This is a genomic window from Bradyrhizobium sp. McL0616 (assembly GCF_049993385.1).
GTDB lineage: Bacteria > Pseudomonadota > Alphaproteobacteria > Rhizobiales > Xanthobacteraceae > Bradyrhizobium.
In genome coordinates, this window is the sequence record NZ_CP188255.1 from 1,061,068 (window position 1) to 1,085,471 (window position 24,404).

Here is a 24,404-nt window from a genome sequence, read left to right on the forward strand (position 1 = left end):
GAGCCGCAAATTTTGAAATCGGTCGGTGGCTTCGACCCAAAATAGGGTCCGGTGGACCAAAGGAGGCTCATTCGCCAAAGGGGCCCCATGGCCCATGCGTGTTGGTCGGGGTGCTACGCTCCGTGCCCCGAGCATGTGGAGCACCGCAGTTCCGGGGTGTCCCGACCATGATTGTGCCTTTCAGGCATCAAGCCGCCGAGGCTTTACGCTTGGGACAGCCGCTCCAGGAGCCGCACGACGGCCGTAGGATGCCACTGGCCGCCACGAGGTGCCGCGATTCCTTGCTGGTTGAGCTCAGCAGCGATGGCGCGGACGCTTGTGACGCCTGATCGCCTGAAGTTCGCAATGATCCCGTGGAGGTCCAAGGCGCGCCGTGTAGCCTTCTGTTTGATGCAGGCGACCGCTTCAGCGTTACCTGTTTGCTTGCACCGGAGTGCACGGGCACCATTGGGATTGCCGAGCTTCACACCGCGTGCCTTGGCGGCAGCAAGGGCTTTCTTGGTGCGCTCGCCGATCAGACCTGCTTCCAACTCCGCGACAGCCGCCATCTGTGTCAGAAGAAACTTGCCCATCGGGCCGGGAGGCACGTTCGGCAGATCACAGAAGACAAGATCAACTTCGCTCGCGACAAGGGAGCGCAGCAGGTCCACGTTGCGCGTCAGACGGTCGAGCTTGGCGAACACCAGCTTGGCACCAATGGCCTTGGCATGGGATAGCGCCGCAGCCAGCTTCGGGCGATCAGCGCGCTTGCCGCTTTCCGTCTCGACGTACTCAGCCACGAGCGTCCAGCGGCCACCGTTGAGGTAGCTTGTGACGGCTTCACGCTGCGCTTCGATGCCAAGACCAGAGCGGCCCTGCTTGTCGGTCGATACCCGCAGATACGAGATGAACTTACCCGCTGCCATGCCCAAAAGCCCCATACACATTCTGGTCTAACGACCGTTAGATGGATTTGTGTACGAGGCCACGAAGAGAGGCACAACGCATAGTTCGGAATCGCTGCGATTCGATTTTGCATGGCTTAGACGTTTGTGCGGGTTCAACACCGTTGCAATGATGATACAGGGTGTAGCGGCGAGGTACTGCACGAACGCCGGAATGGGTCGGGGGGCTCTCACTATGAAGTATCTGAGTTTAGGCGCGCTACTAAGCGTGCTCGTAGCGGGTTGCGCGCAAGTCTCGCAGCAGCAGAACGTCGCCACCCCAGTCGGCCAAAGCCTGACAGCCGGGGTAGGCGACGTGATCCTCCGAGTAGAAGGGCGTGAGAGCATGCCCAATGCGCTGGGCGGTGCTGATATTTTCGGACGCACACGCCCAACGGGGTTCACCACGATTCAGTATGGAGGCATGCAGAATGGCAAGGTGGTCCTGTTGCGCAGTGGCGTCGTCACACAATCCGAAGCTACGACGCTGAATAGCACTGGCGATGTAGTCCAAACACGCCACGGCGCCTTGTACGTCCCACCTGCCGGTTCAACGCAAACGAGCGTGAGCCAGCCGACAATTCCAATTCTAGTTGACCTGAAAACAGCATCATCGGTGCCCGCTTTGGGCAAGACAATCGTGATCCAAGCCGCAACTCCCACGTCGCTTCAGTATCAGATTCAGGGCTAGGCGGCCCGGTGCAGGCCTGCCCACAAGCCCGAGCGACTTCGGGAGCGGTAGTTCAATGCAGAGCTGGCGTCCTCGCGACCCCGGCGTTCAAGCCAACAAGCGATGGGTCAGCGACGTGCGGGGGAAGGGCGTTATGTTCGGGCTGGGACGCAAACTGAGGTACGTGCGCGAGAGTTTCACGGCAGGCGCAACTAACACAGGCAACGTCACCGCTACGGCGGATGATAAGCTTGTGCTCAACTGGCACTGCCGGGATTGGACAAGGAAACACCGCACGTTCTCAATAGGCTTGAATTAAAACGGCGCAAGTCTCAGGGACGTGTGCATTCTGCCTATACCACTAAACAAACAGAGCGCTACGTTGCACGCCAAGGCGCGGCGCACGGGCAGGATTCGCGATGCGAAAAGCAAGTTTTAACCATTCGGCCGAGACGCTGCGTTTCTGGGGGCGAGGGGATGACAAGTCAGGCACTCGATAATGATACGCTGATCGTTCGTACAATGTCTGTTCGAGCAGGCTCGTTCGACCTTTTGCGATTGACGGCAGCGCTGATGGTGCTTTGGTCTCACCAGTTCGCTTTGCTCGGCGTGCCGGAGACATTTGTCTATGGCGCGGCGAGCCCCAGTGCCGTCGGGGTCTATATCTTCTTTGCAATCAGTGGCTACCTAAATGCCCAAAGTCTTCTTAGAGGGCAATCAAGCTGGCGTTTTCTAGTTCGACGAGCGCGTCGGGTATATCCAGCGCTGATCGGATTGGCTATTTTTTGCGTGCTCGTGGGCGCCTTCTTTACAACAGCAGGGTCGGCATTCTGGGAACGTGTTCCTGACTTTGTCTTCAGGAATGCCACCATTCTATTTGGTATCCGCCACACGTTGCCCGGTGTTTTTGAAACGAACCCGTTTCCAAGCGCAATGAATGGTTCGCTGTGGACACTTCCAATCGAAATCAAGCTGTACATCTATCTAGCGATAATCGCGGTCGTCGTCAGATATCGACCGCGATTTCTACTGGTAGCTCTGTTGGCTGTTTTCTTGGGTTTCCTGATCTGGTTTCACGTCACATCAAAGATGGTCGAGACAGCCTACTTTCAGAAGTTTGCCATCGTCTTCATCTCTGGTGCTACCTTCGCCATAGTCGAGCGCCATCGCGGGCTAGGGACGGCAATAATTGTCTTGGTCAGCATTGCTATTCTTACAGCCATCTCAACTAGCGCTGTGGCGCTACTGCCAGCCTTTGCACTCGCGACAATCCTTATTGGTAAAATCGAGCCGCCAACATGGCTACAGCCTCGTCTCGACATTTCTTATGGAATTTACCTTTTCGCCTTTCCCGTACAGCAAGTGATCGCGAGCTATGGTTTGCCCTTCTGGCCTTCGCTCGCGCTTTCGTTGACGATAACGACTGGACTGGCCATGTTGTCAGCCGTTCTCATCGAGCAACCAGCCGTGAAGTGGCGGTCCTCAACAATAGCGCTAGCGAGGTCATGATCTGGCCGTGATGGCCGAGCGGGGCACCTGTGTACCCTGCGGCGTCAGTTTGAAAAACGTCGTTCAATGACGTGGTGTGAGGGAAGCTCGTCAGAAATGGTGAGCTTTCCCCTTACTCGCGTATCTGAGCTTGTCGGTGGTCACACAAGGTGGTACGAGACAGCACGCAGCTACGCTGATTTCTGTTGATTTTTCAATGCGAAAGGTGTGCGGCGGTCGCCTCGTTCCGGGCGCGCCACGTACCCCGTTCTTGCCCGACTTTAAACGGTTCGGACGGGTACGGTTGCGCCGGGCGAGGAGCGCATGAGCCGAATGATCAGCTTTTCCGCTTCAACAACAAGGAAGAACACGAAGCCTCCGAATAAGAGCCAAGGCCATATGCGGAGTGGCATTGCTTCGGTCTCGAAGAGGACCTGCAGTGGTGGCGCGTAGGTAAACAAAAGCTGCAAGATCAAAACCGCGCCGATGCCCAGAGGCAAGTACTTGTTGTCCAGATGCGCCCGCAGGGATAGCGACGATCCAACCTTATAGCGGCTATTGAGCAGGTAGAAAATTTGACCGATGACAAGTGCGTTCACGGCAACGGCCCGAGCAAGCGCATCCGACGCATTATTTTCCTTCATCCAGAAGAACGCGCATAAGGTAAGTGCGAGCAGCGCCAAGCCGACAAAGACGACACGCCAAACTCCGAAAGCATCCAGTATCGGAAGATCGACCACGCGTGGTGATCGTTGCATGACATCAAGCTCGTGTGGTTCGAACGAGATGACGAGTCCGAGCGCTACAGACGTCACCATATTTACCCAGAGTATCTGAGGCGCTGTGATCGGCGCTGTGAAGCCGACGAAAATAGCCGTCATGATGACGAGCGCCTGGGCCACGTTCGTCGGCAACATAAACAAGATTGCCTTTTCAATGTTATTGTAGACCGTGCGCCCTTCCTTGACCGCTGCCGTGATAGAGGCGAAGTTGTCGTCGGCAAGCACCATTTCGGCCGCCTCTTTGGTAACCTCGGTCCCCTTGATTCCCATCGCAACTCCGATGTCGGCTTTCTTGAGTGCCGGCGCGTCGTTCACACCATCTCCCGTCATCGCTACGACCTGCTTATTCGCCTGAATCGCCTTCACGAGACGGAGCTTGTGCTCAGGGCTTGCTCTTGCGAACACGTCGACGTCACGGACGCGTTCCTGCAACGTGGCGGTATCCATGTCCTCGATTTCGGCCCCGGTGATTGCAGTTTTCCCATCGCCAATGCCCAACATCTTTGCGATCGCGGCGGCGGTAATCTTGTGATCGCCGGTGATCATCGTGACACGGATACCGCCGCCATGGCACTCCTTGACGGCTTCGATGGCTTCCTCGCGCGGCGGATCCAGCAAACCAATCAGCCCGAGCAGAACCAAGTTCGTCGGTAGATCCGCTGGACCGAGACTCCCGGCCTTGACCACTGGCTGTCCCAGCCATGCCAAGGCCAGCACGCGTTCACCCTGCGCGGCGAGCATGTCCGACATCCGCAGCCAATATTCGCGCTGGATTGACGCAGGCTCCTCGGCCTGCTGCCGGTCGCAATGTTCCAGGATGATTTCCGGGGCCCCCTTGACCAGGAGCATCTGCTTCCCGGCAATATCCTCGTTCAAGGTGGCCATGAATTTGTGTTCGGATTCGAACGGGATAATATCGATACGGCGATACGCAGACCGCTCGGCCTGCCGCTCAAGCCCGATTTTTGCGGCAAACGGATACAACGCACCTTCAGTCGGATCGCCCTCCACCTTCCAAACGCCCTGCTGCTCTAGCAGTTCAGCATCGTTGCAAAGCACGGATACGCGGCCCATGAGTGTCAAAACCGGATCTTCGCCAGAGGGCTTCCCATCCTTCAGTATCTGCCCCGCTGCAGCGTAGCCTTGGCCTGTGATACTGTAAGTCGTTCTACCCGTGACCGCCGAGACGACCATCATCTCCATGAGTGTGAGGGTGCCGGTTTTATCAGAGCAAATTCGGGATACCGAACCAAGAGTCTCGACCGCCGGGAGGCGACGGATGATGGCGTGGCGTTGGGCCATCCGCTGAACGCCGATTGCCAACGTGACGGTGATAAGAGCTGGCAAGCCTTCCGGAATTACGGACACCGCGATACTGACGACGGCCTGGAAGATCTCCACAAAGGGCATCTCCCGCACCCATCTGCCGAAGGCGAACACGATAACGCTCACCACGCCGATCACCGCAGTGATAGCATATCCAAATTTTTTGATCTGACGCAGTAGCGGCGTTTCGAGCGCGCTGACGGCAGACATCATCTGGTTGATATGGCCCAATTCCGTATCAGCCCCGGTCGCGACAACCACGCCGGTGCCGCGTCCAGATGCGACCAGCGTTCCAGAGAAGGCCATTCCTTCTCGATCTCCGATGGTTGCCCTTTCTGCGACCGGCTCCGTGGTCTTGTCGATGGGGACCGACTCGCCAGTGAGCGCAGCCTCTTCAGTTCGCAGATTTTTCACCTCCACGAGGCGCAAATCTGCCGGGATCTTGTCGCCGGATTCGAGAAGCACGATGTCGCCCGGGACCAGATCTTCGGACGGGACCAGACGGGTTTCGCCGCCGCGCAAGGTTCGAGCTTCCGCAGACAGCATGTTTCGGATCGAGTTCAAGGCCTTCTCCGCTTTTCCTTCCTGGAAAAAGCCGAGCAATGCATTGAGGACAACCACAGCCAGAATGATCGACGCGTCGAGCCACAGACCGACCATCATCTTGACGAAACCGGCGCCAAGCAAAACGTAGACGAGGATATTATTGAACTGCAGCAAGAACCGCATCAACGGCCCTTGCTTGCGACCCTCGGGCAACCTGTTGTGACCATACTTCTCGAGTCGTTGCTGAACATTCGCCGCCGAAAGGCCGGATTGAAGGTTGCTATCGAGGCGCCGCACGATCTCATCCGCTGCAACGGCATGCCATGGCGTTAAGTCGATCTGTGATCCGGTCTTGGCTTGAGGATTCATGGCCGCAATCCCGATTTCATCACGCATCCGAGTTTGGGCAGTCCAGTTCAATCCGTCGTGTGGCCACCGAACGACCGCTAAGTCGATCGCAGAGGCCTGTTTCGAAACAATCTTATCAGAAAGGTCGATTAAGTGGCACGATGAAGGGCCGCCACGAAGCACAACCGATGGGGCGCGGATGCAGCACGACAATGCTGCGGCGCGGTAACCCCTGGCACGGCCGTCACGGGTTAGAGTGGCTTCCTGGGCGGTTTGCGCGCTTGGGCTTCAGGGGCGCCGTGGTTGCGTTGCGGCTTGTAAAGCCGCACTTGGAGCCGCAATATCCGTAGCTGAATCAGGCCAATCACGTATCGCAGTCCAGCAATTCGGGGGAAGGGAGGGGGCCGATGAGTGTAAGCGATGAGCCGATGGAGCGTAAGGAATATGAAAACGCGCTCCGCGCGCTGCAGGTGGACCTATGCGCACTGCAGGACTGGGTCAAGAAAAAGGGTCTGCGCGTTGTCGTAGTCTTTGAGGGGCGCGATGCCGCTGGCAAGGGTGGCATCATCAAGGTGATCACCGAGCGTGTCAGCCCACGTGTATTTCGAGTAGTTGCACTGCCAGCGCCGTCCGACCGCGAGAAGTCTCAGCTCTACATGCAGCGCTACATCCAACACTTCCCTGCGGCAGGTGAAATCGTAATTTTCGATCGTAGCTGGTACAATCGGGCTGGTGTTGAATACGTGCTGGGCTTTTGTTCGAGGGCGCAACATGAACATTTTCTCAAAGTCTGTCCCGAATTCGAGATGTATGCCGTCGACGATGGCATCCTGCTCATCAAGTTCTGGCTTGAGGTCAGCGACGAGGAGCAGAAACGCCGTTTCGAGGCTCGCATCACAGATCCGCTGCGCCATTGGAAGCTGAGCCCGACCGATCTGTACTCGCGGAGCAGATGGTTCGAATATTCTCGGGCCCGCGACACCATGTTTGCGGCGACTGATACGAAGTTCGCCCCTTGGTATATTGTACCCTCGGACGACAAGCGTCGAGCTCGGCTGAATTGCATCAATCATCTCCTCGGTGTGATCCGATATCCGAAGCTGCAAGAAAACAAAGTGAAGCTTCCCAAGCGTTCAGCCAAAGGCGCTTATGACGATCGGGCAACGCTAAACGGCAGGCGTTTTGTGAAACAAAAATACTAGCCGCACCGCCAAAAATCACTCTGGTTACTTAACGTCTTCCATCAGCTGAGATGCTGAACGCCAAGCGTGATGAGCGATTGCATCGAGGCGCCGCACCGTGTCTACACGAGCGATAGCCTCGCTCGCTGTCATTGACCCATTGGCGACCGCGCTCAGTGTTGAAGCCCGATGATCCTTCTGCAACGCGCACAAGTCTTTCGCGCATTGCTCCAAGTGAAAAAGGGCGTTTTGGGTTGGGGTAGCGGGTCTAATGATCTGCATATCCAATGACTGCGACGATGATGGCTCTCGCTGTCCTTCACCGTCGAGAGGAACACCAGGCGCAGCGGCAACGTACGCCGCAATCTCCGCGGCGCGCTTTAACGCGTCCGCGCTGAGCTGAGCGGCTTGTCCTACTCCATCGTGTACAGTCCAAGTACCCGTTTCGGCGGCGACCTCGGCCAAGCGGGACGCATGATCCAACGCATGCAGGGTGCTTGTGAGCCTGCGCTGCTCGGCCGGCGATTCCGGTGGCCCACTCACTTCGCACATGAATTCTTGCGCCTGGCTTAGCGCTTCAGCTGCCTCTTGCGCCGACGACATTGCCTTGTCGGGCGGCCCAGTTCCCCCGAGAACCCCGCCGAGCGATTGACACACTGCCTCCAGGGCGCGCGCAACCGTTCGCCGCACGGCCTCCTCGGCGGCGATCGGAACAGTCAGTGCCGATGGATCAAGGCAACGCGTTAGCGCAAGGTTTCGATCCGGAAGCATACGCTCAACAAAGCGCGTGAAACTGTTGATGACCGGCAGCAGGACCATAACCCCGATAATATTGTAGGCAGTGTGATAGCCGGCCAGCAGCGTCACTCCATCGATCGTATTTGACGCGCGGATGAGAAGAGGAGTAACGATCGGGAACAATACCAAAGCGATCACCGCGGCGATCAGCTTGAACAGGATATAAGCGACTGCCAATCTCTTGGCGGTTGCACTCGCACCGATCGCTGCCATTGCCGAACTTGTCGCTGTTCCGATGTTCTGACCGATAATGAGTGCGCACGCCTGATCGAGTCCTACTGCTCCCGCATAGTGAGCCGATAAGGTCAGAGCAATGGAAGCCGTGGATGACTGCATCACCGCAGTCATGACCAGCCCGACCAAGACCAAAGCCAAAACACCGAACATGCCAGACCACCAAGCCGCGCCCGGGGCCGCGAGAACTGTTGGAAGGTCTGCGGGGTTCAATCGTTCTGCCAGGCCGCCCATGCCCTGCTGCAACGTCGTTAGCCCGAACAGGACCAGAGCAAAGCCGGCGAGCGCAGCACCGGCACCGGCAATTCGCCCGCTGCCCAGCAGCTTGACCAGTGCGCCAACAAAGATCATCGGCAGCGCCGCCGCCGTCAGTGAAACGCGAACGCCAATCAGCGCGACGAGCCAACCGGTGCCTGTCGTTCCGACGTTCGCGCCAAAGACCAAGCCCAATCCCTGAGGAAACGTAAGTAAGCCGGCACTGACGAGTCCGATGGTTGTCATCGTCGTTGCGCTCGAAGATTGGACGATCAGGGTGGCGATGGCGCCCCAGAAGGCACCGCGAAGCGGTGTAGCCGCAGCCTTACCCAGCACCTCACGCAATGCGGAGCCGGCCATCGCCTTGAGCCCGTCGGTCATGACGGTCATGCCAAGCAGAAACAGGCCTACCCCACCCATGATCGAAATTGCCGTCGACATGACCACTTAACCCAGCGTGAGAGGTCTGGCTCGTCGAGACGGTGATGTTAGGAGGCAAAGGAGAGTACATCTATAAATATTTCCTGCGGCTGAAACCGATCGCTGTTCGGCTCGCTGCACTGCGATCGAGCAGAGCTTTCCAGTAAATAGCCGGAGACTGGCATTGGCTTTCCGGTTGCACCGCGAGCGGTTTTCAGATCGGGAGATTCGCCAAAGGAAATCGCGCGACGGCAAATCATCATTTTTAATTAGATAATGATTTCAACAGCGTAAGAGTTCGCGACTTTATTCCGAGAGGCGCGCCATTCTTCCCCCCGTGCAGAATCAAACTGCGGACTGTCCAACCGGGAATTTTGAACGAATACGGTAGCCGTTTGCACGTGCTTGTGCCGCAACGATGCTCCTCCAGCGGTCTGCGCAATCTGCTCTAAGCCGCCAAATTATGCTTTTTGTCCCCGATCAGATGGACTCGGTTGCGGCCGGCGGCCTTCGCGTCATAGAGCGCGATGTCGGCTTCCGCGAACAATTCGACGATCCGCCGGCGGTGCGGGCGGCCAACCAGAGCAGCTCCGATCGAGGCGCTGACTTCGAGGCGAAGACCGTTCCAGAAAAGCGGGCGGCTCAACATCGTGACGGTCTGCTGCAGCACGCGCGCGATCCGCGCAGGGTTTGTCGGAGCGCGCAGGATGATTGCGAATTCGTCGCCACCGAGCCGGCCGACCAGGCCGGCATTATGGAAGGCCCGCCGCAAACGTTGCGCGACCTCGCATAAGCATGCGTCTCCGGCCAGATGGCCGAATGTATCGTTGAGCTCCTTGAAGCCGTCGAGGTCGATCAGAACGAGCGCCGACGCGAAGCCATGATTCAGGCTGTCGTTGACAACCTCGCGATAACGGGCCTGAAAAATGGCTCGATTGGCGAGCCCGGTAAGCGGATCGGTTTCGGCTTGCTGCCGCAGGCTCTCGATAGCCTGTCGGTCGGAGGTGACGTCCTGTTTGGAGCCGAAGATCCGCACCGGGCTTCCGCCCTCTCTCGTCGCGTTGATCGAGAGGCGCATCCAGCGCTTTTCACCGCGCCAGGTTCTGATCTCGGTATCAAGCGAGACCGGGCGACCGCTCCGGATGACCTCGGCACGAGCGAGCTCCATGCTGCGCCTCGATTCGTCGATGTAGAGATCAACAATGCTCGCGCGCCGCAGCGGGTTGCTCACGGGATAGCCGAAGATGTCATAGACGCCCTGGGTCCAGCTCAGGCGCTCCGTCTCGAGGTCACATTCCCAAGCGCCGATGCGAGCGACATTCAGAGCCTGATCATAGAGTCGTACGCGAACCTCGTCCGACAAAGTCGAGGCAGCATGGTTCTCTGTCATCCACGATCCGGCAGCATTTTGCGATTTTGTCCAGGCTCCCAAAAGCTAGGGCTGCTGCGTTAACGAACCCTGTATGTCCGCCTGCATCCGGCGGTGCAGGCGGGAGCTGAACGGACAGCGGTCGCATTCTACCGCCAGGTGAAGTCCAATTGTGCCTTCGCGAGGAAGCTCAACCCCATCGCATGGGTTTGCCGCCATTCGCCGCGCTCTCCTCGGCGAGGATCGCGATGCGCGTGGCGCGCAGGGCGTCATGTGCCGGAATTTGCAAGGGCTCGCCGCGGGCGAGATGATCGAAGACGAAGCCCGCCGGCGAGCCGCCCGCGGGCAGATCGACGTCACGCCGGGGTCTCGTTGCTGTTTCGACGAGCAATCGATTTTCAGCGAAGAGAACGTCAGCACGCCCCCTGGTCCCGGAAATCCGCATGGCATAGTCGCCATGCCGTGGCGACGCTTCGGGCTGGATCCAGTCGACTTCAATCGCGAATTGCGGGCCGCCATCGCAGGCGAGGATGGCGCGCCCGAGCGCGGGAAAGTTGGTGGTCCCGGCGGCCGGAATCGGCGAGATCCAGCCACTGACCGTACCGCTGGTGTATCCCGTCAACCAAAGCGCCAGATCAATGTCGTGCACCGTGAGGTCAGCGAGGATGCCGCCATAAGTGGATGGCTCGAACATCCACGCTGGACGACGGCTTGGGACAAGCTTGTGTGGTCCGGTTGCGGTGATGGATACGACGTCTCCAAGTTCGCCGCTGTCGATGATGGAGCGCAGCGCAAGCGTGACTGGATAAAAGCGTTTCTCAAGCAGAAGCGTCAGCAAATTGCGCCCCGCGAGCGCCTCCTCGATTGTTGCGAGCTGGGCCAGGGTCACGGCCATGGGCTTGTCGGCGATCGCGAATATGCCGCGGCGCAAGAGTTCGGCGACGATCGGAGCGCGCAGGCCGAATTCGGTGAAGACCGCGACGGCCCGAACCTGATGCGCATCCAGTAGCGCATGCGGGTCGGCGTAGCCGGGCGCCATGGTGCGTCGTTCGAGCTCGGCGCGCCGTGCCGCGTCGTGATCGGCGACGGCCACGACCCTGACGTCGGTTCGGTTCGCAATCTCTGACAGCACATATTCGACATGCGGGTGCGCCGCGCCAATGATGGCGATGTCGAGCGTCCCGGAGCTATTGGCCGGCATGAATCACCTCCGGCGCGATCTCGCTGGGGCTGACGGCCCGACCTTCCGCGGCCGAGCGATAGATGGCGTCAACCAGTCGTGCTGCTTCGAATCCATCCCTGAACGAACTCGCGGGCGGACGCCGCTCCCGGACGGCTTGAACGAAGTCACGCCATTGCGCGATATGTCCGTCGATCCCGATGGCCTTGGGATCGCTGGCGGCGCTTCCTACCCCGGCGGCACTTGGCGGCGCCGCAACGCCGGGAAAATCCCAGCGGACGATGCTGTCGTTTGCAAGTTCGCAGCTGCCGCGATCCGTGAACAGCCGAAGCATGGCCGGCCGCCCCGGGGGCAGCGCCGTGCTCGTCACGATCACGCCGAGCGTGCCGGACGCGAAGGAGAGCAGCGCTGCCGTCGTGTCCTCGACGGCGTGGCTGTTTCCGAGCGTCGCCGTCCTGCCCTGAACACTTTCAACAGTCCCGAACAGCCAAAGCATCAGATCGAGATTGTGAACGCCTTGATTGAACAGCGAACCCCCGCCGTGTCCTGCTTCGCTGCGCCACGGCTTCTCCGCGTAATATGCGTCGGAGCGGTACCAGTGGATCGCCGCCTCGATCAGGCGCGCCTGTCCGAGGTGACCTGCGTCGAGAAGAGTCTTGATCGCCTGGTGTTGCGGTTCGAGACGGCGCTGCGAAACCACGCCGCACGTCAATTGCGAGCGCTCGGCTGCGCGGACGAGGGATGCAGCCTCGGCCGGATCGACGCAGAGCGGCTTCTCGACCAGCACGTGCCGTCCGGACTTGATCGCGGCAAGCGCGACGTCATGGTGCGCGCCGCTCGGGGTGCAGACCACGACCGCGTCGATCTCGGCATTTGCCAGCATCGCCTCAGTGGTTGCGAATGTCGGAACAGGCTCGCCATCTTGGCACGCTGCAATCTGCTCGGGCGCGCCGCCGGCGATCGCGGACAAAACGGTCTCGTCGAGCGCCCGTATAGCCCGCGCGTGCGTCTCGCCGATCGCCCCTGGACCGATCAACCCGATGCGAAGCCGGCTCATGTCTCGCTCCTCAAGGGTTCAACAAATAAGGCCGTCCGGCCACATAGACCGTCTCAGGCGCGAGAGCCTCGTCTTCGCCGAGACGGAAGCGCAACAGATCGGCGGGCGCTCCGACTGTCAGCGCAGGAAGGTCGAAAGGCATCCGCGGATTGATGGTTGCGAGCCTCAGCGCCTCTGCGAGGGTCAAGCCGGCCATGCGTCTGGCCGTCGCTATCCCGAATGTGAGGCTGACGGCTGCTCCCGCCAGAAAGGACGTACCGACGACTTCCAGCCGGCCATTCGCTTTCAGTTCGACCTTGCCTCCGATCGGCGCGTCATAGATTCCAGGCGCGCAACCCGCGAGTGCGGCGGCGTCCGAAACCAGGATCGATCGCGCCAGCCCCTTTGCGCGCAGCATGGCCTTGAAGGTTTCAGGGGGAAGGTGATGGCCGTCGGCGATGAAGCTCGCCCACAGCCCGTCCTCTGCCAATTGCGTCCAGATCGGGTTGGGATGTCGCGGCAGCGTAGCTGCGATGCCATTGCCAAGGTGCGTTGACAACATTGCTCCCGCCGCCACCGCTGCGGAGATCTGATCCGGCGTCGCGCTGGTATGGCCGAGGGCAACACGAACGCCGCGAGCCCCAAGGCCGCGCACATACTCGGCCGTTTCCGGCCAGTGCGGCGACAACGTCACGAGGCCAACGAGGTTTCCGCTGGCGGCTTGCCACGCGTCGAACTCATCGAGACTTGGCGGCCTGACATGCTCGGCCGGATGCGCGCCGCGCGGACCGTCCTCCGGCGCAATATGCGGTCCTTCAATATGGACGAAGGGCATTGCGTGCTTGAGGAGCGGATCGCTATCGCGCGCCTGCGCAATAACTCGCAACGCATCGATGATCGCATCGTGCGATGCCGTGATGAGCGTGGGAGCAAACCGCGATACACCGCTGTTGTGGACGGCCGTGGCCAGATCGCGAACCGTCTGGGGATCCGGGCGAGCATTGAGATCGTGGCCGGCAAAGCCATTCAACTGCAGATCGAACAGGCCGAGCGACAGCCACGCTCCGTCATCAGGTCCACCAGGAATGATGGCTGAAATCCGGCCGTCCTGAATGACGATGGTGCGGGACTGTCCGGTCTCCGGATCGCGGCCCGAGACGCGCGTTGCCGGACCCGTCATGCGCGTGCCGTTGTTTGCAGTGAAAGTTGCGGCGGGGTGGAATCCTGGTCGAGATACAGCGCGCATCGCGGATGCGTGCGGAGCGCGCTCGCCGGGCAGGCCGTCCCGATCGGGCCATACAGGGATCGCTCGACTGCGGTGCGCTTGGACGCGCCGGGCACGACGCAGAACAGTTGGTCGGCGTCCAGCAGCCGGGGGATCGTCAGCGTGATCGCGTGTGTCGGGACGTCGCCGAGCGTCGGGAAGCATTCATCGTCAACCTGCTGCTGGCGGCAGATCGCGTCGAGTTCGACGACCTTGACCTGCTTCGCGTCGTGCAGGTCGGCGACCGGCGGGTCATTGAAGGCGAGGTGGCCATTGACGCCGATGCCGAGGCAGATGATGTCGATCGGGGCTTCGGCAAGAAGGACGGCATAGCGCGCTGCTTCTCGATCGGGATCTGATTCCTGTCCGATCAGGTGAACGGCGCCGAGCGCGACGCGCGAGAAGAAATGTTGCGTCAGCCAGGTTCCGAAGCGCTCCGGTGCATCTGGGGGAAGTCCGAGATATTCGTCCATGTGGAAGGCCGTGACGCGTCGCCAGTCGATATCGCGCTCGCGTGCAAGGGCATCCAGCAATTCCGTTTGGCTCGGTGCCGCGGCAAAGATCATCCGCACCGTGCCTTGCCGTGCGAGGCGATCGCGCAGCGCAGCACCGACATCCGCAGCAGCCGCCCGGCCCATCGCATCCCGCGTTTTGAATGTTGCGATTCCAGGGGGTACCGAAGCCGTCATGCTCATCCATGGTTCTGCCGGGCCTGCCCGTCACCCCTCACGGAGAGAATGTAATGCAACCGGTTGCATGTCAAGCTTGCGCCCCAGGCCCGACCAAGGCATGTGTAGTTGAATGCGATGCAGAGGAGGCGGCCTGCGGTGAAGCGCGATCCTGATAGCGGCGGCGAGGGGCGTCCATCGGTCGTGCCGACGATCAGTCAGGTGGCGAAGGCCTCCGGGTTCTCCCGTGCGACCGTATCGCGTGCCTTCTCGCGGCCCGAAATGCTGACCGAAGAGACCGTCCGCCATGTCAAGGATGTCGCGGGCAAACTGGGCTACGTGCCAAACCAGGTCGCCCGCGCATTGTCGACCGGGCGCCACGGCAATGTCGCGCTCATTGTCTCGGATGTTGCGAATCCGTTCTTTCCGCCGCTCATCAGGGCTGCGCAGCTTCGCGCCGACGAGGCCGGGCTGTGCGTTTTCCTGGGCAATTCGGACGAGGATCCCGCGCGTGAGGAATTGCTGGTCGGCCGCTTCATCGGCCAGGTGGAAGGGCTCGTCCTCGCCTCGTCCCGTCTGGACGAGGAGCGCATCAGGCGCCATGCGACGCGCCGGCCGCTGGTGCTCATCAATCGCGATATCGAGGGTATTACACGGGTCCTGATCGACACGGCACCGGGCGTGGCTGCTGCGATCGCACATCTTGCCGAACTGGGACACCGGCACATCGCCTATGTCAGCGGCCCCACGACGTCGTGGTCCAACCAGCAACGGCGCAACGCCGTCCGGCGCGAAGCGGAGAGGCGCGGGCTGAAGGTGATCGCCGTCCCCGCACGGCCGCCATCCTATGACACCGGCCGGTTGGCGGCCACCCAGATCGTCGCCAGCGGCGTCACCGCGGCGATCGCGTTCGACGACCTCGTCGCTCAGGGCCTGATGGCAGGGCTTGCTGCACTCGGTGTCGAGGTGCCGAAATCGTTCAGTGTCGTCGGCTGCGATGACGTCCTCGGCGAGACCACCTACCCACCGCTGACCACCGTGTCGGCGCGCTGTGCCGACGCGGGCGATGTCGCGGTCGGTCTCCTGCTCAGCCAGATGAATGGCGGCGTCTCGGGGGAGATTCGCCACAAGCTGAATTCCCATCTCGTCATTCGCGCCAGCACTGGGCCGGCTCCGGCGAAGCGGAGAGGCCGCTGACGATTTAATCAATGGCCGCGGAAAGCGGCAATGGATCGCAATTGACACGCAACCGGTTGCATGCGAGCTTTTTCGCAGGATTTGCTCCATTCCGAATGCAAGAGTGACCTTCATGATGAAACCCGTCGGCAGGTTTGGTGACATGACGCTTTCCGAGGACAGCATTCGCCCAGCGAGCTCTCTTCGTCGGTCATGGAGGTCTGCCGCGCTAGTGTTGGCGCTGGCCGTCGCGGTGCCCGTGTCTGCTTCGCCCGCGTCGGCGGAGAAGCTGACCATCTGGAGCGGGTGGCCCGACCTTGCGCCATTTTACAAGCGCGTCGGCGACCAGCTGAAGAGCAAATATCCGGATCTCGAAATCAGCGTCGAGGCAATTGCCCTGCGTGAGCACGAGAAGCGGCTGGCGCTGTCGCTTCCATCCGGCGCGGCCGGGGACGTGATCGAGATGGAGGTCGAGGCGGCGCGGTATCTCGAGGCCGGCGTCATTCCGGAGCCGCCGGCGGCGATCGTCGATTTCGTCAAAGCCAATTACGACATGACGCGGGTGAAAACCGCCATGTACGACGGCAAGATTTTCGGCGTGCCGTTGTTCCAGGGGCAGGGCGCGCTGTTCTACAACACCGAATTGCTCGCCAAGGCCGGCCTCGAGGGGCCCCCCAAGACCATGGCTGACTACACGGTCTATGCTCAGAAGCTCGCGCAACGCGACGCGTCCGGTGCGCTCCAGGTGAGCGGATGGAGCTTGCGTCTCAGCGGTGGCGGTTCGGGCATCGCGGAGAAGTACTGGACCATTCTCTATAATCACGGCGGGACGCTGCTGGAGGAGAAGGGCGGAAAATGGCGCGCCGCCTATGCGAGCGAGGCCGGCCGCACCGCGCTCAAGCAATATCTCGACAATGTCGTGGTTTACCGGACAGTGACCCCCGAGATGAAGGCGGATGCGGAAGCCTTCGAGCTCGGCCAGACCGCGATGTTCATTCGGGAATCCTGGGTGATCGGCGACGTCGCCAAGAAGGCGCCCAACCTCAAATACGCCACGGCCCCGTTGCCCAAGGGGACGCTGATGGTCCCGGTCGATCTCTACGTGCCGAACAAGGGACCCAAAAGCCAGATCGCCTGGGATTTCGTTCAGAAGGCAAGCGAGCCGGAAAATCTGCTGTGGCTGCTCGAGAACACGGCCTGGGTCCCCAACCGCAAGGGCCTCGACTACTCAGCCGTCCTCAAGAAAATCCCGCAGCTCGGCGCATTCGTCAACGTACCGGCCGACCACGTCTTCTTCACGGTACCGGCGATCAGTCCTGCCAGCGAAATCCTCACCCGGCTTGCGGCACGGCTGGAGAAGGCATTCACCGACAAGTCGCTGGCAGGCAACGATGTCGCGATCGATGCTTTCCTGAAGTCCGCGGCTGAGGAAAGCGACAAGATCCTCGCCCGGGAAGACCTGCTGGCCAAACCCTAGAGCCTCCGACAGGGGCGACCCACCCAATCCAGGCGTCGTCCACTGACCGGCGCTTGCCGGAGGATCCATGCGCACTACGCCGAAATGGCTGTTTCCAGTTCTGGCGCTGCTTCCGATCCTCGGGCTCTACGGCTGCATCCGCGTCTATCCGATCGTCGAGACGCTGCGGCTCAGCCTGTTCCAATGGAATATCATCTCACGGCGCAAGCCATTCGTCGGCTTCGCCAACTTCGTCGAGCTGGCGAGCGACCCGCTGTTTCTCGAAGCGATATTCAACACCACGATCATCGCTTTCAGCGTCGTGGCGATTACCATTCCCGTCGCGCTCGCGCTCGCCGCCCTGATCAATAGCCGGCAGGGGTTGCGGCGCAGCGGCGTTTACGAAGCCTCGGTCTTTCTGCCGCACGTCGTCTCGTTGGTTCCGGCAGCGATGGCCTGGAAATGGATTTTCGATGCCCGGCTCGGACCACTCAACGCCCTGATCGGACTGGTCGGGATCCCGGCCCAGTCGTGGCTGTTCGACCCCGCCCTGTCGCTGGTGTGCCTGATCGTTCTGTGCTCCTGGCAGGCGATCGGCTATGCCGTCCTGATCTTCCTCGTCGGACTGAAGAACGTTCCGGATGCGCTCTACGAGGCCGCGCGCCTCGACGGCGCATCGTCGCTTCAGGCATTCCGCTACATTGCCGTGCCGCTGTTGAAGCCTGTCATGCTGTACGTGTCGGTCATCACGCTGATCTCGTCCTACAATATTTACGCACAGGCCTTCGTGCTGGCATCGGATGTGCAGGGAGCGCCGGGACATCTCGTCCGCGTCCTCGTCCTCGACATGCTCGAAAACAGCTTTCGCAATTACCGGGTCGGTTATGCCGCCGCAGAAGCCGTCGTGCTCCTCGTCATCGTTCTTGTTCTGACCGGCGCGCAGTTCAGGCTTTTCCGCGATCGGAGCCGCGCATGAGTGAGCCCGATCATCCGTCCGTCGTTGGTCAGCACCGTGTCGTCGGCCTCGTGATTGATGCGGTTCTCTGCGCCGTCAGCCTGATGATGCTGCTGCCGTTGGTCTTCCTGATCAGCAACGCGTTCAAGACGCCGCCGGAGCTGCTGGCGTGGCCGCCGACCATCATCCCGCATCAGCCGACGCTGGAGAACATCGTCAGCGTCATGCGCGAAACGCCGCTGTTTCGCTGGATCGGCAACTCGCTCATCTTCGCGACGCTCTCGACCGCCAGCATCGTCACCACGTCGGCAATCGCGGGTTATGTGCTCGGCAAGTTCGATCTGCCGGGGTTCGCGGTCATCTTCGGAATCATCATCGCGACGGCCGTCGTTCCCTTCGAAGTCTACATGATCCCGCTCTACCTCAACGTCCAGTCTGCCGGACTGTTGAACACCTGGCCCGGGCTTCTGGTCGGCTATCTCGTCATGAGCTTCGGTATCTTCCTGGTGAGGCAATACGTGATGACGTCGATCCCCGACGAGCTGCTGGAGGCTGCGCGGGTGGATGGGGCGGGGGAAGGCTGGATCTTCCTGCGAATCGTGCTGCCGCTGATGCGCGGTCCGTTGGGAGCTCTCGCCGTGCTGGCGTTCTTTCAGGCCTGGACTGCCTTTGCGTGGCCGCTCGTCATCATGACCAACAAGGACACCTATACGCTCGAGGTCGGGCTAGCCTTGTTTCAAACCGGTTTCACCGTGGATATCGGTCATCTCAGCGCGGCCGCTGCCCTGGCGCTGGTTCCGAGCACGCTGTTCTTCTCGCTGATGCGGCGAAATTTCGTGCGTGGCGTGGCTGCAAGCGGTTTGAAGGAGTGACGACCTCAATGCGAGCCTGATCCGAATGGGATTGTCCGTGCGCGCAATTCGTCGCTGACCCGATCGAGCACACTCTCATATTCACGCGTTTCGGTCTGTCGGAACAGCTTCACGCTGGGATACCAGGGGCTGTCCGTGCGGTCGAGCAGCCAGCGGTAGTCAGGCGTCCATGGCAGCAAGATCCAGGTTGGATGGCCAAGGGCGCCGGCGAGATGGGCAACGCTGGTGTCAACGGTGATCACAAGATCAAGACAAGCGATCAAGGCGGCGGTCTCGGCGAAATCGGTGAGATCAGCGGTCGGGTCGACGATGTCGTTTCTCTCCCGCAGCACCGCCGCATCACGCGGGCGCGGGGGCTTCTGCAGGCTGACATAGGTGGCATCGACGTCGAGGATACGGGACAGCGTTTGCAGCGGAATGGAGCGGGTCTCGTCATTGACGTGGGCTGGATCGCCGGACCAAGCCAGACCGACCCGGAGCTTGGTTCGAGGACCAAGACGATTGTCCCAGGCCTGAATGCGGCTGTCTGGCGGGCAGGGCAGATACGGTATTCTCGACGGGATCGTATCTAGACGGGTTCCGAAGGCGAGCGGAAGGCTGGATATCGGGCAGTGCAAATCGAAAGCCGGTAGCGTGCTGACAGCCGACATCGGAACGCAGTGAGATACACCGCTCAGAGTTGACATGAGGCGATGCAGCGGGTCTTGAACGACAAGAACAACGCGTGCACCGCGCTCCGCCAGCATGGGGACGTAGCGGACGAATTGAATGGTGTCGCCCAATCCTTCGTCCGCAACGACAAGGATTGTCTTTCCTTCAATGGCTTCTCCACCGAGCCACATCGGTCGCGGAAGCTGAGGGTACTTTGCCGAAGGCAGGTTCAATCGGGTCTGGTGTCCGAGCCAGCCGGCTTCGAAATTGCCCGTCAGGAGATGAGCCAGAGACACATTCCACGCGGTCGCAGCACTATTCAGCCCGATGGACTTCATGCGATCGGACAGCGCGAAGACCTCGTCGAAGCGATGAAGGTGGAAAAGCGCGACCAGCTTGTTGTCGAAGGCATCCACGAAGCGCGGTTGGATCTCGATGGCTTTTTCGAACCATGCCAGCGCCTCCTCGTTCCTGCCGAGCCGCCGCAACGAAAGACCCAGATTGTTGCAAGTGTCGGCGTTGTCGGGATCGAGCTGGTGTGCCCGCCTGCCTTCGGCCTCCGACTCCTCGTACCGTTTCAGGATGTAGAGAATCCATGCGCGAGTCCGCTGCGTCGGGGTATGGTTTGGGACCAGGCTGTTGGCAAGATCGAGGCAAGCAATAGCCTCTTCGTTCCGCCCAAGCTTGAAGAGGAGAACCCCGCTCTTATACATGGCGTCGTGATGTTGCGGATTGAGCTTTAGCGCTTGTTGAAAGCTCCGGAGGGCTTGATCGAGGCGCGCAAGCTGAATGAAAATGTCGCCCTGCTGTCGCCACAGCTCGGCGTCGTCAGGCCGAAGCTGTATCGCCTTGTCGAGGAAGTTGAGTGCCTCCTCGCAGCGCCCGTGCTGCTGCAGCACTGTTCCGAAGCTTGCAAGATATTCGGGCTTGGGGGCTCGTTGGATCGCGCGGACGATCCACTCCAGGGCATCGTCGTATTGTTTGGCCTGGAGAAACAGAAGCCCCATGAGATGCTGGGCGTCCGTGTGCTCCGCATCGATCGCGAGGGCCTGCTGGCAGCAAACACGAGCGTCGAGATGCCGTCCGTCCCTGAAATGCGCAAAGCCCGCTTCACAGAAAGTGGCTGGTGTGCTCATCGCTGTTACGTTTCAGGCTGTCATTGGCGGACTGGGATCGTGTCCCGTTACATGATGTAGCTGGCGCCGGGATGTCGCATTCACCAGCGAGGGCCGGGCAGGTCAGCTTGGATGGCCATCCCGGCCAAACGCAGGGCACGCGAATTAACCATAAAATAATGCGCACCGACTACGCTTCTCGCCGCCTGGTTGCGCCTCGTGGGGTTTGATTCGCTCACCCCATAACTCCTGTCATTCAGAAACTGGACAGTTCGCCAACATGCCCAAGCTTAATCGTATTGGTTACAAACTTGGCGCCGTGGGCCTGTTCGGCGTTCTTCTTTCGGGCGCCATGGTCGCCAACCAGATGGTCTCGGAGGCGGCCATCAATTCAGCGCAGCACCGCGCCAGCGTGCTGCAGACGGTCGCCGACCACACCCTTCAAGGCAACATTGCATTGCGGGGAATGGAGCTGGCGGTGCGCGATACCAGGCAGTCGAAGAATTCGCCGGAACTCGAGAAGGGCTTGGGCGGCCTCAATGCCGCCTTCACGGCCGTGATCAGGGAGCTCGATGTTGCGATCGGCAACGTCGTCAATCCCCTCGACAAGGAGCGGCTGGAGAGAATCAGATCCCTTGCCGCCGAATACAACAACCAGGCATCGGACATCGGAAAGGCCCAGCTCAGGATCTTCGAGATAACCAAGAAGCGAAACGATCGCTCCGCCGAATGGACCAAGACGTTCGAGGACCTGCTGCTGTCGTCGGCGCTGATACGCGCGACAAATCGATCCGATATCGAAAAGGTTCTGAACGAAGCCGATTCAATGTTCAATTCGGTTCGTTCAGCGACTTGGCAATTGATCGCAACCGGCGACGAGAGCCAGAAAAACGTCATCGACAATCGTACCGCTGGACTGGACGACACGCTGGACAGTGCCAGGAGCATCGTCAGCGACGCGGGACTTCTGGGGACGATCGATTCGCTCGCAACCATCGTCAAGAAATTTTCGGCAGCTACGCGCGAGGCGATTCAGGCAGAAGCGGACAAGAAACAGCTTGTCGATGTGAAGGCGTTGCCGGTTGCGAATCAGATCCTCGAGTTGATGCGGACAGCAGTGGACGTTGCCGAAAAGGGCGCCGGGGAAGCCAAGGCGCAGGCCGCGGCCGAACTGAGCCAGGCGAACCGTCTGAGTTTCGTCATGACCATCATCATGATGCTGTCGCTGATTGGCTCGGTGATCTTTACTTTTGTCGGCGTTTCCAGGCCCCTGATCCGCCTCAGTGGCGCACTCGGCAAGATGGCGGGCGGTCAGCTGGAGATCGAAATTCCTGGCGCAAATCGCGGCGACGAAGTCGGCGATGTGGCCAAGACCGTCGTCGTTATCCGCGAGAATGCCGAACAGAGAGCGCGGGATGAAGCCGATGCCAAGGCAAATCAGGACAAGCGCGCCGAGGGGCAGCGCAAGGCCGGCATGATCAAGCTCGCCGACACCTTCGAAACCGCCGTGGGCGAGATCGTCGAAACCGTGTCGCTCGCAGCAACCAAACTCGAAGCCTCCGCCTCGACGCTCAGCTCGACTGCGGAGCGTGCACAGAACCTCACCACGACGGTCGCCGCCGCGTCCGGGGAAGCATCCACGAATGTGCAGTCGGTTGCCGCCGCCACCGAGGAAATGGCGTCATCCGTGACCGAGATCAGCCGCCGGGTGCAGCAATCGGCGCGGATGGCCACCGATGCGGTCGGCCAGGCCCGCATCACCAACGAGCGGGTTAGTGAGCTGTCGAAGGCGGCAAGCCGCATCGGGGACGTCGTCGAGCTGATCAATACCATCGCAGGCCAGACCAATCTGCTGGCGCTGAACGCCACCATCGAGGCGGCGCGTGCCGGTGAGGCCGGCCGCGGTTTCGCTGTCGTGGCGTCGGAGGTGAAGGCGCTCGCTGAGCAGACCGCGAAAGCCACCGGCGAGATCGGTCAACAGATCGCGGGCATTCAGTCCGCGACGCAAGAGTCGGTGGGCGCAATCCAGAACATCAGCAGCACCATCGAAAAGTTGTCCGAGATTTCATCGACGATCGCTGCCGCGGTCGAGGAGCAGGGCACGGCGACCCAGGAAATTTCCCGCAATGTGCAGCAAGCTTCGCACGGCACTCAGCAGGTTTCCGCCAACATCACCGACGTGCAGCGTGGCGCTTCCGAGACCGGCACGGCCTGTTCGCAGGTGCTGTCTGCGGCGCGGTCGTTGTCTGGCGACAGCAATCGTCTCAAGCTCGAAGTCGGCAAATTCCTCGACTCGGTCAGGGCGGCCTGACGGGCGCGGCCCGAGGTGCCGGGATGACCGAAGCACCTCGGACGATCCACGCACGCTCACGCCGTGGCGAGCACCGGTTGGGTTGGCCGCCGGCCGATCATCAGCGACAGCATGGCTGCGACGAGGCCGGTTGCGCCCGCGATCATGAAGGCTTGCCAATAATCGCCCTGCGTCGAGCGCATGAAGCCGGCGAAGAACGCGGCGCAGGCGGCCCCTAACTGATGGCCGGCGACGACCCAGCCGAAGATCAGCGGCGCGTTCTTGTCGCCGAAGGCTTCGTTGGCGATGCGCACGGTCGGCGGCACGGTCGCGATCCAGTCGAGCCCGTAGAACACCGCGAACACCGACAGACTGACCAGAGAGAAATCCGAGTACGGCAGGTAGATCAGCGACAGCCCGCGCAGGCCGTAATAGAAGAACAGGAGCTTGCGTGGATCGAAGCGGTCGGTGAGCCAGCCTGACAGCGTGGTGCCGAACAGATCGAAGAAGCCCATCAGCGCCAGCAGGCTCGCAGCCTGCACCTCGAAGATGCCATGGTCGCCGCAGAACGCGATCAGATGCGTGCCGACGAGGCCGTTGGTGGTGAAGCCGCAGATGAAAAAGGTCGCGAACAGGAACCAGAATGTCGGCACCTTTGCCGCGCGCGCCAAATTGCTGAACGCGGCGACGAACGGATTGCCCTGCGCTGCTGCTGCGGGCTGATCCTCATGCGCGCTGCCATATGAGCGCAGGCCGATCGTGGCTGGCCGCTCCGGCACCAGCAGATAGACCAGCGGAATCAGCGCCGCGCAGCACGCCGCCACCGTCAGCACCACCGGCTGCCAGCCGCCCCATTCGACCAGCGCCGCAAGGCCCGGCATGAAAATGAGGGTGCCGGTGGCGGTGCTCGCGGTCAAAAGTCCCATGACGAGGCCGCGATTGGTGGTGAACCAGCGGTTGACGATGGTGGCGCCGAGCACGTTGGCGACCGCGCCCGAGCCGATGCCGGAGAGCAGCCCCCAGGTCATGAACAATTGCCATGGTGCCGTCATGAAGTAGCTCACGCCGGTCGAGACGCTCATCAGCACCAGTGCGCCCAGCACCGTGCGGCGGATGCCGAAGCGCTGCATCACGGCGGCGGCGAACGGACCCGCAAGGCCATAGAGGAAGATGCCGATTGCGGCCGACGACGAGATCACGCTGACGTCCCAGCCGAAGGTCTTCTGCAAGGGCAGCATCAGCACGCCCGGCGTGGCGCGCAGTCCCGCTGAAGCCAGCAGCGCCAGGAAGATCACGGCAACGACGACGAAGGCATAGTTCCGGCCGAACGGCCGCTTCGAGACGGGGGTGGATTGAATAGAGGCAGGGGGCATGTTACTTACCGGTACGTATTGCGATGCG

The 24,404-nt window shown here is 60.8% G+C and carries 18 protein-coding genes; 8 read left to right on the plus strand and 10 right to left on the minus strand.

The features are described 5' to 3' along the window. Window positions 1-203 precede the first annotated feature (203 nt). Window positions 204-905 carry a recombinase family protein gene (locus tag ACPPVR_RS05140; protein ID WP_426613175.1) on the minus strand — a complete coding sequence of 234 codons (702 nt, stop codon included), beginning with the start codon at window positions 903-905 and terminating at the stop codon, window positions 204-206. Between the two features lie 214 nt (window positions 906-1,119). On the opposite strand from ACPPVR_RS05140, the gene ACPPVR_RS05145 reads away from it, so the two are divergent. After that, a complete protein-coding gene (locus tag ACPPVR_RS05145; RefSeq protein ID WP_426613176.1) occupies window positions 1,120-1,614 on the plus strand; it encodes a hypothetical protein in 495 nt (164 codons plus the stop codon). A gap of 255 nt (window positions 1,615-1,869) precedes the next feature. Continuing rightward, window positions 1,870-3,102, plus strand: a complete 1,233-nt coding sequence (locus ACPPVR_RS05150; RefSeq protein WP_426613177.1) for an acyltransferase family protein — start codon at window positions 1,870-1,872, stop codon at window positions 3,100-3,102. Between the two features lie 260 nt (window positions 3,103-3,362). Here the strand turns inward: ACPPVR_RS05150 and ACPPVR_RS05155 are convergent, their stop codons facing one another. After that, window positions 3,363-6,131 (minus strand): HAD-IC family P-type ATPase, encoded by a 2,769-nt coding sequence (locus ACPPVR_RS05155; RefSeq protein WP_426613178.1) that lies wholly within the window; start codon window positions 6,129-6,131, stop codon window positions 3,363-3,365. Between the two features lie 359 nt (window positions 6,132-6,490). Between ACPPVR_RS05155 and ppk2 the strand changes: the two genes are divergently transcribed. Continuing rightward, a complete protein-coding gene (gene ppk2, locus ACPPVR_RS05160; RefSeq protein WP_426613179.1) occupies window positions 6,491-7,285 on the plus strand; it encodes a polyphosphate kinase 2 in 795 nt (264 codons plus the stop codon). Window positions 7,286-7,309: 24 nt separating this feature from the next. On the opposite strand, the gene ACPPVR_RS05165 is transcribed toward ppk2, so the two are convergent. The 6 genes from ACPPVR_RS05165 to ACPPVR_RS05190 all read right to left on the minus strand — a co-directional run bounded on the left by ACPPVR_RS05165 (window position 7,310) and on the right by ACPPVR_RS05190 (window position 14,515). After that, window positions 7,310-8,992, minus strand: coding sequence for a Na/Pi cotransporter family protein (locus ACPPVR_RS05165; RefSeq protein ID WP_426613180.1), 1,683 nt, complete (start codon window positions 8,990-8,992; stop codon window positions 7,310-7,312). Between the two features lie 427 nt (window positions 8,993-9,419). Continuing rightward, window positions 9,420-10,361 carry a diguanylate cyclase domain-containing protein gene (locus ACPPVR_RS05170; RefSeq protein WP_426613181.1) on the minus strand — a complete coding sequence of 314 codons (942 nt, stop codon included), beginning with the start codon at window positions 10,359-10,361 and terminating at the stop codon, window positions 9,420-9,422. A gap of 169 nt (window positions 10,362-10,530) precedes the next feature. Next, complete coding sequence (locus ACPPVR_RS05175; RefSeq protein WP_426613182.1) at window positions 10,531-11,541, minus strand: Gfo/Idh/MocA family protein; 1,011 nt, start codon at window positions 11,539-11,541, stop codon at window positions 10,531-10,533. Then, window positions 11,528-12,577: a Gfo/Idh/MocA family protein gene (locus ACPPVR_RS05180; protein ID WP_426613183.1), complete on the minus strand. Its 1,050-nt coding sequence runs from the start codon at window positions 12,575-12,577 to the stop codon at window positions 11,528-11,530. Before ACPPVR_RS05180 ends, ACPPVR_RS05175 begins: the two co-directional genes overlap by 14 nt. Before the next feature lie 10 nt (window positions 12,578-12,587). Further along, the gene (locus ACPPVR_RS05185; RefSeq protein ID WP_426613184.1) at window positions 12,588-13,736 is read right to left on the minus strand and encodes an N-acetylglucosamine-6-phosphate deacetylase; all 1,149 of its coding nucleotides are present in this window, start codon (window positions 13,734-13,736) and stop codon (window positions 12,588-12,590) included. Further along, a complete protein-coding gene (locus ACPPVR_RS05190; RefSeq protein WP_426613185.1) occupies window positions 13,733-14,515 on the minus strand; it encodes a glucosamine-6-phosphate deaminase in 783 nt (260 codons plus the stop codon). Before ACPPVR_RS05190 ends, ACPPVR_RS05185 begins: the two co-directional genes overlap by 4 nt. A gap of 132 nt (window positions 14,516-14,647) precedes the next feature. Between ACPPVR_RS05190 and ACPPVR_RS05195 the strand changes: the two genes are divergently transcribed. The 4 genes from ACPPVR_RS05195 (at window position 14,648) to ACPPVR_RS05210 (ending at window position 18,947) form a co-directional block, all read left to right on the plus strand. After that, a complete protein-coding gene (locus ACPPVR_RS05195; protein WP_426613186.1) occupies window positions 14,648-15,685 on the plus strand; it encodes a LacI family DNA-binding transcriptional regulator in 1,038 nt (345 codons plus the stop codon). 112 nt (window positions 15,686-15,797) lie between these two features. Next, on the plus strand, window positions 15,798-17,141 hold the full coding sequence (locus tag ACPPVR_RS05200; protein WP_426613187.1) for an extracellular solute-binding protein: 1,344 nt from the start codon (window positions 15,798-15,800) through the stop codon (window positions 17,139-17,141). Between the two features lie 67 nt (window positions 17,142-17,208). After that, window positions 17,209-18,096 (plus strand): carbohydrate ABC transporter permease, encoded by an 888-nt coding sequence (locus ACPPVR_RS05205; RefSeq protein ID WP_426613188.1) that lies wholly within the window; start codon window positions 17,209-17,211, stop codon window positions 18,094-18,096. Next, window positions 18,093-18,947 carry a carbohydrate ABC transporter permease gene (locus tag ACPPVR_RS05210; protein ID WP_426613189.1) on the plus strand — a complete coding sequence of 285 codons (855 nt, stop codon included), beginning with the start codon at window positions 18,093-18,095 and terminating at the stop codon, window positions 18,945-18,947. The genes ACPPVR_RS05205 and ACPPVR_RS05210 overlap by 4 nt, the downstream gene beginning before the upstream one ends. A 5-nt stretch (window positions 18,948-18,952) precedes the next feature. Here the strand turns inward: ACPPVR_RS05210 and ACPPVR_RS05215 are convergent, their stop codons facing one another. Then, window positions 18,953-20,734: a tetratricopeptide repeat protein gene (locus ACPPVR_RS05215; RefSeq protein ID WP_426613190.1), complete on the minus strand. Its 1,782-nt coding sequence runs from the start codon at window positions 20,732-20,734 to the stop codon at window positions 18,953-18,955. 259 nt (window positions 20,735-20,993) lie between these two features. On the opposite strand from ACPPVR_RS05215, the gene ACPPVR_RS05220 reads away from it, so the two are divergent. Further along, a complete protein-coding gene (locus tag ACPPVR_RS05220; RefSeq protein ID WP_426613191.1) occupies window positions 20,994-23,024 on the plus strand; it encodes a methyl-accepting chemotaxis protein in 2,031 nt (676 codons plus the stop codon). A gap of 56 nt (window positions 23,025-23,080) precedes the next feature. Here the strand turns inward: ACPPVR_RS05220 and ACPPVR_RS05225 are convergent, their stop codons facing one another. Continuing rightward, window positions 23,081-24,376, minus strand: coding sequence for an MFS transporter (locus tag ACPPVR_RS05225; RefSeq protein ID WP_426613192.1), 1,296 nt, complete (start codon window positions 24,374-24,376; stop codon window positions 23,081-23,083). Between the last annotated feature and the right edge of the window lie 28 nt (window positions 24,377-24,404).